The sequence below is a fragment of the Gilliamella sp. B3172 genome (genome assembly GCF_026536465.1).
Classification (GTDB): domain Bacteria; phylum Pseudomonadota; class Gammaproteobacteria; order Enterobacterales; family Orbaceae; genus Gilliamella.
The window spans coordinates 39,739-52,888 of record NZ_JAFNOA010000004.1 but is presented as its reverse complement, the minus strand read 5'-3'; the positions used below and the strand labels follow the sequence as shown (position 1 = coordinate 52,888).

General features: G+C 35.8%; 13 protein-coding genes. 5 read left to right on the top strand and 8 right to left on the bottom strand.

Going from position 1 to position 13,150, the window contains the following annotated elements; translation table 11 throughout:
- Window positions 1-2: 2 nt before the first annotated feature.
- From dnaA to J3U37_RS06280, 4 genes are all read right to left on the bottom strand, one after another.
- Window positions 3-1,358 carry a chromosomal replication initiator protein DnaA gene (gene dnaA, locus J3U37_RS06295; protein WP_220218708.1) on the bottom strand — a complete coding sequence of 452 codons (1,356 nt, stop codon included), beginning with the start codon at window positions 1,356-1,358 and terminating at the stop codon, window positions 3-5.
- Window positions 1,359-1,518: 160 nt separating this feature from the next.
- Window positions 1,519-2,619 carry a porin OmpA gene (ompA, locus tag J3U37_RS06290; protein WP_220218709.1) on the bottom strand — a complete coding sequence of 367 codons (1,101 nt, stop codon included), beginning with the start codon at window positions 2,617-2,619 and terminating at the stop codon, window positions 1,519-1,521.
- Window positions 2,620-2,770: 151 nt separating this feature from the next.
- Window positions 2,771-3,679 carry a recombination-associated protein RdgC gene (locus tag J3U37_RS06285; RefSeq protein WP_267336154.1) on the bottom strand — a complete coding sequence of 303 codons (909 nt, stop codon included), beginning with the start codon at window positions 3,677-3,679 and terminating at the stop codon, window positions 2,771-2,773.
- 125 nt (window positions 3,680-3,804) lie between these two features.
- A complete protein-coding gene (locus J3U37_RS06280; RefSeq protein ID WP_220218711.1) occupies window positions 3,805-4,569 on the bottom strand; it encodes a MipA/OmpV family protein in 765 nt (254 codons plus the stop codon).
- A gap of 156 nt (window positions 4,570-4,725) precedes the next feature.
- On the opposite strand from J3U37_RS06280, the gene J3U37_RS06275 reads away from it, so the two are divergent.
- The 3 genes from J3U37_RS06275 (at window position 4,726) to J3U37_RS06265 (ending at window position 8,121) form a co-directional block, all read left to right on the top strand.
- A complete protein-coding gene (locus J3U37_RS06275; RefSeq protein ID WP_220218712.1) occupies window positions 4,726-6,135 on the top strand; it encodes an aspartate aminotransferase family protein in 1,410 nt (469 codons plus the stop codon).
- A 70-nt stretch (window positions 6,136-6,205) separates the two neighbouring features.
- Complete coding sequence (locus J3U37_RS06270; RefSeq protein WP_267373865.1) at window positions 6,206-7,255, top strand: GNAT family N-acetyltransferase; 1,050 nt, start codon at window positions 6,206-6,208, stop codon at window positions 7,253-7,255.
- Window positions 7,252-8,121, top strand: coding sequence for an arginase family protein (locus J3U37_RS06265; protein ID WP_220218714.1), 870 nt, complete (start codon window positions 7,252-7,254; stop codon window positions 8,119-8,121). The genes J3U37_RS06270 and J3U37_RS06265 overlap by 4 nt, the downstream gene beginning before the upstream one ends.
- 77 nt (window positions 8,122-8,198) lie before the next feature.
- On the opposite strand, the gene J3U37_RS06260 is transcribed toward J3U37_RS06265, so the two are convergent.
- The 4 genes from J3U37_RS06260 to J3U37_RS06245 are packed head-to-tail and all read right to left on the bottom strand — an operon-like array spanning window position 8,199 to window position 10,533.
- Complete coding sequence (locus J3U37_RS06260; RefSeq protein WP_267336151.1) at window positions 8,199-8,600, bottom strand: DMT family transporter; 402 nt, start codon at window positions 8,598-8,600, stop codon at window positions 8,199-8,201.
- Window position 8,601: 1 nt separating this feature from the next.
- Window positions 8,602-8,958, bottom strand: a complete 357-nt coding sequence (locus tag J3U37_RS06255) for an EamA family transporter (protein WP_267373862.1) — start codon at window positions 8,956-8,958, stop codon at window positions 8,602-8,604.
- Window positions 8,958-9,791, bottom strand: a complete 834-nt coding sequence (locus tag J3U37_RS06250; protein ID WP_267373860.1) for an alpha/beta hydrolase — start codon at window positions 9,789-9,791, stop codon at window positions 8,958-8,960. Before J3U37_RS06250 ends, J3U37_RS06255 begins: the two co-directional genes overlap by 1 nt.
- A 13-nt stretch (window positions 9,792-9,804) precedes the next feature.
- Window positions 9,805-10,533 (bottom strand): MtnX-like HAD-IB family phosphatase, encoded by a 729-nt coding sequence (locus tag J3U37_RS06245; protein WP_267373858.1) that lies wholly within the window; start codon window positions 10,531-10,533, stop codon window positions 9,805-9,807.
- A gap of 159 nt (window positions 10,534-10,692) precedes the next feature.
- On the opposite strand from J3U37_RS06245, the gene J3U37_RS06240 reads away from it, so the two are divergent.
- Together J3U37_RS06240 and J3U37_RS06235 are read left to right on the top strand one after the other, a co-directional pair.
- A complete protein-coding gene (locus J3U37_RS06240) occupies window positions 10,693-11,421 on the top strand; it encodes a winged helix-turn-helix domain-containing protein (protein WP_220218719.1) in 729 nt (242 codons plus the stop codon).
- Window positions 11,418-12,761 (top strand): ATP-binding protein, encoded by a 1,344-nt coding sequence (locus J3U37_RS06235; RefSeq protein ID WP_267373855.1) that lies wholly within the window; start codon window positions 11,418-11,420, stop codon window positions 12,759-12,761. The genes J3U37_RS06240 and J3U37_RS06235 overlap by 4 nt, the downstream gene beginning before the upstream one ends.
- Window positions 12,762-13,150: the final 389 nt, after the last annotated feature.

Genomic DNA, 13,150 nt, shown 5'->3' with positions numbered 1-13,150 from the left:
TGTTAAGTTGATAATGTTCGAATTAAATTGGAATAATCCTCTTTAATATCATTGCTTTCTTCTTTTAAATCGGCAATTTTACGGCATGCATGTAGTACCGTGGTATGATCTCTTCCACCAAATCCATCTCCAATTTCAGGGAGGCTTTTATTGGTTAATTCTTTAGCAAGAGCCATTGCCACTTGTCTAGGTCTGGCAACTGAGCGAGAACGGCGTTTAGATAATAAATCTGAAACTTTGATTTTATAATACTCAGCCACCGTTTTTTGAATATTTTCAATAGTAATCAATTTTTCTTGCAAGGCAAGTAAATCTTTTAAAGCATCTTTTACAAAATCAATGGTAATTGATTTACCAGTAAAATTTGCATTCGCAATGACCCGGTTAAGCGCGCCTTCTAATTCACGCACGTTAGAACGTAATCGTTTAGCTATAAAAAAAGCCACTTCTTCTGGTAATTTTATTTTATTCTCTTCTGCTTTTTTCATTAAAATAGCAACGCGAGTTTCAAGTTCTGGCGGTTCAATGGCAATGGTTAATCCCCAGCCAAAGCGTGATTTTAAACGATCTTCAACGCCATTAATTTCTTTCGGGTAACGGTCAGATGTTAAAATAATTTGTTGATTACCTTCTAATAATGAATTGAAGGTATGAAAAAATTCTTCCTGAGAACGTTCTTTATTAGCAAAGAATTGAATATCATCAATGAGTAAAGCATCAACTGAACGGTAATAATTTTTAAACTCTTCAATAGCATTATTTTGCAATGCTTTTACCATATCTTGAACGAAACGTTCTGAATGCATGTAAACAACTTTGGCATTCATTTTTTCATCCATGATTTGATTACCAACTGCATGCAATAAATGGGTTTTTCCTAAACCGGTTGAACCATATAAAAATAGCGGGTTATAAGCTTTCCCCGGATTTTCAGCAACCTGTTTAGCTGCCGCAACGGCAAGTTGGTTTGATTTACCTTCTACAAAGCTACTAAAAGTATGCTTATGGTTAATACCGGAATGATAAGTGTGATTGTTCGTTTCTTTCGTTGTTTTCCATGCCGGAACAATATCGGTTTTAGGTTTGCTTTGTTGAGATTTTTTCTCTAAAGATAAAGTCGATCCAACTTCAAGATATAATTTTAGTGAATCATTATCAAAAAGTTTATTTAATAGTTGAGAAATAGCAGATAGGTATTTATTTTTTACCCAATCTAACACAAATCTATTAGGTGCATAAATATAAAGTTTGTCATCGACCATTTCCGCTTGCAACGGGCGTATCCATAAGTTGAATTCCGTTGTAGGAAGCTCTTCTTGTAATTGAGAAAGACAATCTTGCCAAATAGCGGTAGGCACAGTAACTCCTTTAACTTTATATTACTAACAACGTTGGTAATAATTATAATCTGTTTTGTGGATAAATTATAGATCAAAGGTAAGATATTATTTAGTTGCTAACAACAATAGCGGAACAAAAAACCCGGCGAAAACCGGGTTTTTGAGAAATAAACAAAAATTAATTTGTTGTATTAGTTACTTGAACTTCTTGAACGTTACGTGCTTTAACTTCGATTTCAACACGACGATCTGGTGCTAAACATGCTTTTAATTCAGCGCCACGAAGTGCATTACATTTAGTACCAGTAACTGGTTGAGATTTACCCATACCACGTGCACTGATGATTTCTGCAGGAACGCCTCTAGCAACTAAATATTTCATTACAGAGTGAGCGCGTTGTTCAGATAATTTTTGGTTGTAATGTTCTGAACCGATACGGTCAGTGTGACCAATTACAACGATAGCACTTTGAGATGGATTAATTTTCACTAAAGTAGCTAATAGATTATCTAATGCTTGACGACCTTCTGCTTTTAAGTCAGCTTTAGCGTAAGCAAATAGAACGTCTTCATTTAATACATAACGATTTACTTCAGTTTTGATTTCAACTGGTGCCGCAACAGCAGGAGAAGCTAAACGGTAAGTAATACCTAAGCTAACAGTACCAGCGTCTGGCGATGCGTCAGTTTTAGTATGAATATGTTGAACATATTGGTACTCTAAACGAGTAGAGAAGTTTTCATCAAGACGATAGTCAAGACCTAACGCATAAACTGGAGATACGTCAGTTTTTGTACCGCCACGACCATAAACATCTTTAACATCGCCGCCATTTTTCCATTTAGCGATAGTTACCATTGCACCTGCACGACCGTAGATATCAAAATCATCAGAGATGAATGATAATGGGTAGCTTAATTTACCAGTTAAAGATACGCCTTGTGCATTGATTTTGCTGTTACCAGCAGCATGGCCATTACCTGTACGGTTGTAAGATCTTTTATATTTAGCAGAACCTAACCAGTCGTAACCTAATTCAAATGCTAAGTATGGGTTAGCTTGGAAACCAAGGAATGCACCACCAGCAACATTGCTGCGGTTAGAAGTTTTGATACCAGTATCATCAAATGCACGAACTTTGTTTGCATCTAATCTGTAAAGTTCTGACCAACCTAATTTAGCACCTGTATAAAAAGTGTTATCTTCATATGCTGCATTAGCTGCAGTAGCAGTTAAACTTGCAACAGCAATTGCTAGAGCTAGAGTTGTTTTTTTCATTTTTTGCCTCAACTTATTATGTTGTAATAGACGTTGTTTAATTTGTTTTTATTTAATTATGATACACATAATCTAATATCGATTATAGCACATATAATATACAAATCCATAACAAAAGATACTAATGTGTTAAAAAGATATTATCTTATCGTTAAATTATTTGATTAATTGTAATATAAAAATCGTTAATTGTATTTGCTAACGTATTAGCCATAATGAAAAAATCAGCTTCGAGTCGTTTATCCATTTCATCAGATCCGATATCTTCATTTTCATCTAAAATAGCTGAGTCAAATTTGATTCGCTTCAAAGTTAAATCACTATTAACGATAAAATTGACGCCTCGTTCATCAATGATTTTGATTTTAGATATCCATTTTCCCGATTCAAAGTGAACAAGCATTTCATCACTGGTAATATCTTGATTTTTACAACTGATAATGCCGTTTCCTTCCAGCGGATCTTTTAATTCGGCTTGATCGCCTAATAAAAATGGAGCGAAGTTGAGTTTTTCTTTAACCCAAGTTGTCATTACTTGCTCAAGAGGGGTATCAATAGATAGTGGTGTTAGTGCCAACGCCCCTAATTGTTTACGCAAAATGGCTAGAATATCTTCTGCTTGCTTGAAACTACTACAGTCGATAATGATTCGTTTATTATGCGTATCAATCCAAAGCCAATAATGATTATATTTGCTAAATGCTCTGGGCATTAAGTCAATCATCACTTCATCTTTTAATGTTGCTTTTTCGTTTTTGGTTAATTTTCGACTTAACGCTTGTTCTTGTTTATCTATTTTTTCTAATAATGCTTGTTTGATTACCGGAGCGGGAAGAATCTTAGACTCTTTTTTAATCCGTAGTAGTAAATGCCCCTGCATATCAACAATATAATCTTCATTATTATTATCATTATAAGGAGACACCCAACCAGTTTTAGAGGTATCTAAGTTGCCACATGGCGTGAAAGGTGCGGATTTAAGCGCCTTTTCAATGACAGCTTTATCAAGCAAACTATCACTATTAAGCTGGTAAATAATGGCATTTTTAAACCAAAGCATATTTAACTATTTCCTAAATTTTGGGTGAAATTCATTTTAACATGAAGCGTTTCAAATAAAGGTTTATCAAAAATTAAGTCGTTATCATTTTATTGTTAAGGTTAAATAAAACTAAAATAAAATGATTAAAATTTATAAGATAACCCCATATAAACTGAAGTTAAGATACTATTGTCAACCATTGGGCTATCTGCTGCATCACCGGTTAATTTTTCAATATGGACGCCGCCAAAAGTGGCAATATTATCGGTTAATGTATATTGTGCTACTACTTCCAGATAAGGTGTAAAAGAGCTGTTCGCACTAAAATGATGTAAACCTGATCGGAGCGACTCTTTATTCGACACACCATAGTAATAATTATTATGTTTACTATTAGCCCAACTGACACCAATGGTAGGCGCGATAATTAAATCGCCTTGTATATAAGGTACGGTATAATCAGCATTAAACAAAATGCTATTACTTTCATTAAGTACATCAGCCCCAATACTGGTCGAAAAGCCTCCCCAATCGGTTACGATCGAGTATTCAATTTCAGCCAGTACTGTTGTATGTCGAGTATCAAGTTGTTTGAGTCGATGATTATCTGAATCATGTGGTTTAAATTCATTTGATAAATAGCGGGCACCTAGGGAAATACTTTGGTTATTCTCATTATAAAGATAAAAACCGGCAGATAAATCATCAATAAAAAATAGACCATTATCGTAATCTATATGTGGCACCGGATAAAAACTGGCACTATAACTTTTATAAGGTGAATTTGACCAACCAACACCGACACCAATTGAGGTGGGATCAGCAAAGGTAAATTGAGTGTAGCCTAGGGTAATGATGGATAATATCGCAATCACACAGCGTTTGTTAGTAAATTTATTGATCCTCATAAACTGACCTATTTATCATCAAATATTATTATGGTTTTGTTAGCTGTGATTTGTCGTCACACAATCTATACATTAAATGTACATTGTAACAATCAATTTTCTTGAATAATAATGCCACATTTTATCGTGTTTGAATATGGATTAGTGAGATAAATTATGAGTAAACCAACTTTAGAAATGATTAATCGTCGTCCTGATGATGCAACACTACTTGCCGACGAAGCAAAATATTGTTCTTTTGGTGATACTGTACACTATGTTGAACCGCCAAAGATTTTTGATGGTTGTGAAGGTAGCTACATGTATGACAAAGAAGGTAAACCTTACCTTGACTTACAAATGTGGTACTCGGCATGTAACTTTGGTTACGCTAATGAGCGTTTAAATAACGTTCTTAAAAAGCAAATTGATACCCTACCACAATGTGCTAGCCAATATTTACACCCAACTAAAATTGAATTAGCTAAAACCATTGCCCAAGGTATGGAACAGCGTTTTGGTTACCAAGGACGAGTCCATTTTAACGTTGGTGGATCACAATGTATTGAAGATTCATTAAAAGTTGTGCGTAATGCAACTGGCGGTAAATCGTTAATGTTTGCTTTCCAAGGTGGTTACCATGGACGTACTTTAGGGGCATCTTCTATTACATCAAGTTACCGTTACCGTCGTCGTTATGGTCATTTTGGCGATCGTGCAATGTTTGTACCATTCCCTTATCCGTTCCGTCGTCCTAAAGGTATGACGGCAGAAGAATATGGCGAACACTTAGTAGCTGAGTTTGCCCGCTTATTTGAAACAGAGTATCACGGTGTGTGGGATCCGAAAGTAGGACAAGCAGAATACGCAGCATTTTATGCAGAGCCTTTACAAGCAACCGGCGGTTATATTGTTCCACCACGTAACTACTTTAAAGGACTCAAAAAAGTTTTAGATCAATATGGTATCTTATTAGTTGTTGATGAGATCCAAATGGGCTTTTATCGTACAGGTAAACTTTGGTCTATTGAACATTTCGATGTTAAGCCTGATGTTGTGGTGTTTGCTAAAGCATTAACCAATGGTCTAAACCCATTAGGTGGTTTATGGGCTCGTGAAGAGTTGATTAATCCAGAAGTCTTCCCGGTTGGTTCAACGCATTCAACATTTGCCTCAAACCCACTAGGTACGGCTGTTGGTCTTGAAGTGTTAAAAATGACCTCTGAAACTGATTACGAAAAAATGGTTATGGAGAGTGGAGCTTACTTCCTTGAAGGTCTTAAAACACTTGAGAAAAAACATAAAGAAATTGGTGAAGTTGATGGCTTAGGTCTTGCGCTTCGTGCTGAAATTTGTACTGAAGATGGTTTTACAGCTAATAAGGCTTTAGTTGATAAAATGGTTGATATCGGTATGTCAGGCGATCTTGATTGGAAAGGTAACAAAATGGGCTTAGTGCTTGATATTGGTGGTTATTATAAAAACGTCATCACTTTTGCACCGTCTCTACATATTACCCGTCAAGAGATTGATCAAGGTATCGAATTACTTGATCAATTAATTACACGAGCGAAAAAAGAACTTTAATTATTAAATTCTGATCATCCCGTCAACATTCGTTGGCGGGAACACAATTTACACCAATCATTAAAAAAATATGAAATATATCAATCAGCTAGAACCTAACGAAATTGTCGAAAATTTTTTATTGCATCCGCCAAAGGATTTTTCGGCATGGATAAATCAAGATGACGTGCCGATGTTTAGTGCTAAGTTTGATTTGTTGACGACTGCTGATGATGATTTTAAACATAAAGTACAAAAATTACCTTTCTACAAAAAATGGCAGCATTGGTTACAACCTAAAACATGTTTTGTTGGAACAACAGTTTCTGAATATGGATTACTGACTAACAAAGTTACGGCAAAACAGCTGGCAGATGATTTAAAAAAAGCTTATACCAAACAATATCCGTTTGTTATTGTTAAAGATCTACCATTAGATTCTCCTTTACTTAGTGAACAAGATAATCAATATTCAACGGCGCTTATTTCTGCTTTAAAAAATTTAGGATTTATTGAAGTTGAAGGGCAGGCTTTGGCTTGGCTAGCTATTGATTTTGATAATATTGATGAAGTTTTCTCGCGTTTTTCTTACAGTCGTCGTAAAAATTTTAGACGTAAATTAAAATCACGGGAAAAACTAGAGATTAATGTTTTAAATAGCGGAGATGACTGTTTTTTTGATCAAGCCATTTTAGATAAATATTATCAACTTTATCTGAATGTCTATGAACAAAGTGAAATTCATTTTGATCAATTAACCAAACCGTTTTTTATTCAATTATTACAAAGTAAATCAGCACAAGCACGTATTTTTACTTATCATCATAATAATGAATTAATTGGATATAATATCTGTTTTGTTGTCAATAATATGCTAGTCGATAAGTATATTGGTATGGTGTATCCACAAGCTAGAGAGCTAAATCTCTATTTTGTTAGTTGGTTTGTCAACCTACAGTACGCTCTTGAACAAGGGTTTAGCCACTATATTGCCGGTTGGACTGATCCTGAAGTGAAAGCATCATTAGGCGCTAATTTTACGCTAACTAAGCATTTAGTTTATATCCGTAACCCATTATTAAGATTCATATTAAGTAAACTGATTGGTCACTTTGAAAGTGACAAGGAGAAAGTAGCATGACATGTCCTGTTATACTTGACTTCGATCAGAGTGTGGGTGAAATAACGCCTGCAACGACTATTGATGTGACAAAATGGCAAGACACTATTCGATTTGGTTGTTCAAAGAAGGCTTTTCGAAAATTTGATGCACAACTTCAACAACTTTTACCGGCACATTATGGAACAGTTTTGCTGGGAAGTGGTGATTATCATCATATTTCACTGTTACTCATTGAGCGTTTAGCTGAGCAATATTCCGCCGACAATCCGATTCAAGTCGTCATTTTTGATAATCATCCGGATAATATGCGTTATTTGTTCGGTATTCATTGTGGTTCATGGGTTAGCTATGTTGCTAGCTTACCCTTTGTTAGCCATGTTCATGTCTTAGGCATCACCTCTAATGATATCGGTCTATCTCATTTTTGGGAAAATAGATGGAAACCACTTTTTCACAAAAAACTGACTTATTGGAGTTTAGATGTCAATGTTAAATGGGCTAAAAAAATTGGTTTAGGTCATGCCTTTCGCCATTTTGATACGCCTGATGATCTGATTGCCGGTTTCTTATCTGAACAGTATCACAGTGCTGAGCCGATCTATCTATCCATTGATAAAGATGCACTAAGTGAGAAAGTCATTCATACCAATTGGGATCAAGGACAACTACAAACCTATCATTTGCTTGATACAATATCATCAATTAAGCAGCGTATTATCGGCAGTGACATTACCGGTGAACTGTCAATTTGGCAACCGGCTAATTGGTTTAAACGTTTGCTTAGTTCGTTAGATAAACAACCCGCCATCTCTCCGGATAAATTAAACGATTGGCAGCAAGAGCAGCATCAGCTTAATTTAACGCTATTAAATGCATTAGCTTAAATCGTAAGGTAACAGCGATAATAAGTTGCGGCATTGTAATGGTATGCCGCCGACATTATTATCTTTAAGATTTGAAGTTAGTGTGCATGGTTATCTTTATTTTGCTTAGCTATCTGACTTTCAGCTAGGGCTAAAAATAAAATTCCCGAAATAATCAGTATGGTGCCAATCAATTTATATAAAGTGATTTGTTCATTAAACAACCAAATCGACGCAATCATTACCGTAACGACTTCAAAATGAGAGGCGGCAAAAGCTGGTCCTACCGGCGCCTTTTTTAATAACGTCATCCAAGTGAAAAACGTTAGTACATACCCGGCAATGGATATATATATCCATGGGTTGGTAAATACTCTTACTAACCATTCAATACTCATTGCCAATGGTTGAGCGTGGATAGCTGTTAATTTAAAGCTACATTGCGCAATAGTGTCAAAAAATAGAAGGACGGTAAAACCAATCAAATAGAATCTAGCCATATTAAGACATCCCAACAAAGATCACACCGGCTGTGATTAGTAACATACCAATGATGCGATAAAACGTGAGTAATTCTTTAAACAGCACTCGACCGACTAACATTATGGTAATAATATTAAACGAGGCAAGCAGTACACCTTGTGATAATGGCACTAAGGTCAAAAATGCTAGCCACAATAAAAATTCTGCAACATACGAGACGATACCGATCCAAATCCAAAGATTTTTAGCCAAATCAATCCAATAATACCAACCATCTCGATTGTTTGGCGATATCGCTGCATATTTAAAGGCAACTTGCCCCAAAGTATCAAAACAGATATTGCTGACCCAAAGGAAGATAACTAAAGGTGTCATTATGCTGTTGTTCCTTGCGCAATTTCATTGAAAAATGAAGCACATTCTTTGATAACTTCACGGCGCTGGCTATCGATAGTAATTAAGTGATAACTATCATTGAGTACAACTAATTTTGTGGATCCCGATACCTTTTTTTCAACCAATCTGGCATTAGTATCAATATTGGCAATATCATCATTGCCTGAGTGCATAATCAAACAAGGTGATGTAACTTTAGGCAGTGCTTGACGTACATTTTTAGCTAATAATTGCATTTCTGCTAATGCCGGAAAAGGATTGCCCGCAAGTCCTGCTGATGCCGCATCACCACTTAGCATACTTTCTGAAACTACCGCACGAATTCTTTCATCTTTCAGACCGTAAGGCGGTTTTTCGATAAAAGAGACTTTTTGAAAGAGGCCGAGTTTTTTTAAATAGACCAACAAAAAGAAGAATTTTTTTGCCCAAAAAGGCATACTCCAACCGTCATAATTAAATGTTGGAGCCAACACGCCAACACCTTTAATTTGGTTTGGCCTATCAGCGGCAAGTTTAAGTGCCAGCAGTGCGCCCATGGATAATCCTGCTACAAATAGGTTATCTACGTGTTGAGCCAAATAATCTGCGCCATCTTGCACACTTTTATACCAATCTTGCCATGTTGTTTTACAAAGATCTTCTTCGGTACCACAGTGGCCAGCTAATTGAACGGCATAAACTGTGAATCCTGCTTTATGTAAACCATTAGCTAATATTCGCATCTCATTAGGTGTGCCGGTTAATCCATGAATTAAAAGCACGCCATTTTTATTGCCTGGTAAAAAATAAGATAAATCTTCAATTGTACTCATTATTGTTCCTGTATCATTTTACCATCATAACTGGGATAAGCGCTTGCTGAGACTGTTTTAACGCTTCAGTTACATCAGCAAAACTTTTAATAGCACAGTGCTCAATGTTATTGTTTTCACAATATTGAATAAGTTTGTCTTTGGCAAAAACTAAATCCACATGATGAGACACACAATAGTCAGATGTTCCGTCGCCAACATACAGAATTTGTGGAAAATATTGCTGTTTTTTGACATGATTACATTTGCAATTACCACTTTGTTTGATACAGTCCTTATTTGCATAAGGAAATTCTAAACGCCAGCTTCGCTCATTATCATGCAATAATTTATTGGCAAAAATCGGTAAATTCTCAATACCGTGGCGTTTTAACACAAATTCGATTGCATAATCTAAGCCGTCACTGACAATATGCACCGGAATGTTATTTTTTTCGGTATAATTAACAAAGGATTTAAACGCCGGATCAATTTCAATTTGCGACAAAACTTCGTTAAGCTCTTCTAAACTGGCATCCATTAGTGCGATCTGTTTACTCATACACTCTTGTGAACCAATTTTGCCACTAACCCATAGTTCTTCAAGCTCATCACAGCCATCTTGACCAAAATGGCTTAGCAAAGTATCAGTGACATCTTTAACACTGATTGTGCCATCGAAATCACACAATACAATCGGAGTTCGATGTTGTGCATAAGCTGGAGAAAAAAGATGATTTGCAATTGATGAAAAATTATTCATGTTTAAAATAAAAATAGCCTATTTAAATATATTGGCGCAAATTTTCTCATAGAGTTGCATTAAACTTTGTAGCCTCTTTGTATATATTTTGTAACGAGCAGAAAATTGCCTGTATAATAGAGTCTCTCTAAGTACAAGCTACGGTAATGAGAAAGACTAATGAGTGAACATATATTAATCATCGAAGATGACGAAAAGCTAGCCAATTTAATTCAAGTTTATCTAATTCGACAAGGGTATCTTGTTGATTGGCATAATAGTGGTAAAGGTGCTGAAGAAAAAATCCAGGAAATCAATCCCGACTTGGTCATTTTAGATGTGATGTTACCCGAAAAGTCTGGCTTTGATATCTGCCGAGATATACGAACATGGTTTACCAATTATATTCTGATCATGACAGCTAGCGAAGATAATATCGATGAAATTGTCGGTTTAGAGTTAGGTGCTGATGATTATCTGGCAAAACCGATTGAGCCAAGATTACTGCTGGCCCGTATTCGAGCATTACTGCGTCGCAAACAAATTGAATCTGATAAAGAGAACGCAAAAGATCAAGTTATCACATTAAACAATAAATCCATAATCTTTGATAATCTGATTATTGACGGTGAAAACCGCAAAGTATTACTCGATAATCAAGAGATCGATCTGACTACAGCAGAATTTGATCTACTTTGGTTATTAGCCAGCAATGCCGGCAAAATCTTGTCGCGCGATGACATTTTTTCGCAAGTCAGAGGAATCGATTTTGATGGTAGTGACCGATCGATTGATGCACGTATTTCAAGATTACGTCGCAAACTGCTTGATGATCCGGATAACCCGTCACGAATCAAAACTGTTCGGGGTAAAGGTTATTTATTTATGCGAGAGGGAGATAATCATTGAGACAACTATTAGCTAAACCGCTATTTTTCAATCGTCGTATCGTATTTTATCTTATTATCTTACTTTCATTACAATGTATCATTGCCTATGGTGCATTATTAGTTTTCGACTCATTGCCTTCATCATTAACTGATATGCCCGATGACCATGTTGTGTTTCGTGAATCACAGCGTGGTACCGTTAACTTGATTCGCAAACAAATTGATGAAAACAAAGATAAACCTCTGCAAGAAGTGGTAAACGAATTACAGCCCTATTTTGGTTATCCAATAAAAGTGTTATCGGCCAAAACGCCATTACCTCATTCGATAAAAAAAGAATTAGAGCAACTCGATTTTGCTTATGATGGCGACAAAGAGGTGGTGTATATGGATCTCAATAATGGCAATATACTCCAATTGGGGCCAATTTTAATGCGTGATATTTTAGAATCAAATACCATGTCATTAAGTGTCTTTCTTATTATTTGGGCGCTGTTTAGCGCAATTGTCTTTTTTATTTTAATCTATTTTGCTTTTAGCGCAGTATGGAAAGATTTAGTCCATATTAGACAAACCGCTGAGCAACTCGGACAAGGTAACTTAAAGGCTAGAACTCATAATGTTAAAGGCTGGTTGTTTAAACCACTCGCCAATGTTCTCAATAACATGGGAACCCATATCGAACATTTAGTGAGTACCAATCAAACCATTTCTCATGCTATGGCGCATGAGCTAAGAACACCTTTGGCACGAATGCGTTTTGAATTAAGTATGCTTGAAGAAAGTGATAATGAGCAGGAAAAGCGACAGCTTCAAAAAGGGATAAGTGATGATATTAATGAACTTGAAACGCTGATTAATGCCAGCTTAAGTTACTTTAAGATGCATCAAAATAATATCGAATTAAATTATACAACTGTCTCGTTAAAACAGTTAGGCGAAAAGATTTGCCAGTCGCTAGAATTATTTAAACCGCAAGGTTTTGAATTAGCCTGTAATTGCCAAGATGCACGGGCTAGCGTTGATATAAACCTTGTTGAAACGATTGTTAAAAATTTATTACTCAATGCGTTTAAGTATGCAGCGCATAAAGCGGTATTAAATATATCTAAACAAGAAAATAGAGTCATTTTTGAAATTGATGACGACGGTGCCGGGATCCCATTTGATGCCCGTGAAAAAATCTTTATGCCATTTGCCAGACTCGATACCAGTCGAACTCGTTCAACGGGTGGATATGGTCTTGGGTTAGCTTATGTAAAATTAATGGCAGAATTTCATGGTGGTAAAGCCTTTGTCGTCACCAGCCCGCTGGGTGGTGCCAGATTTGTTGTTTCTTTAAAATCGGGTGATGAGTAAGCTATCGTTATTGTCATGAGTCTAAAATAGCTCATCAACCAAACCGAGTCAAAATAGTGATTAGCTGATTATTTTGTAGGCTTAATGACAAATAAAAACGCAAAATTAAATAGTGTTTTTTATTATCGCCAGCTATCAACTCAGTTAGGATTGCAGCCATGCGCTTTGTCAAAAAATGTCACTCATATGCGATTGTTATCGCTTAGTAACACTCAATCGTTTTGAGTAAAAATAGTCAGTTACGCACAATTAAAAGTATGATCAACAATATTTAAAAATGATGCATTAGATATTATTCTTGACAAGAAGTTTCAGAAAATGGGGGTGTTTAAGCAAAAAACATTTGAGCGAATTTAAATACCCGGTTTTCCCATTTCAGAAAAACAAAA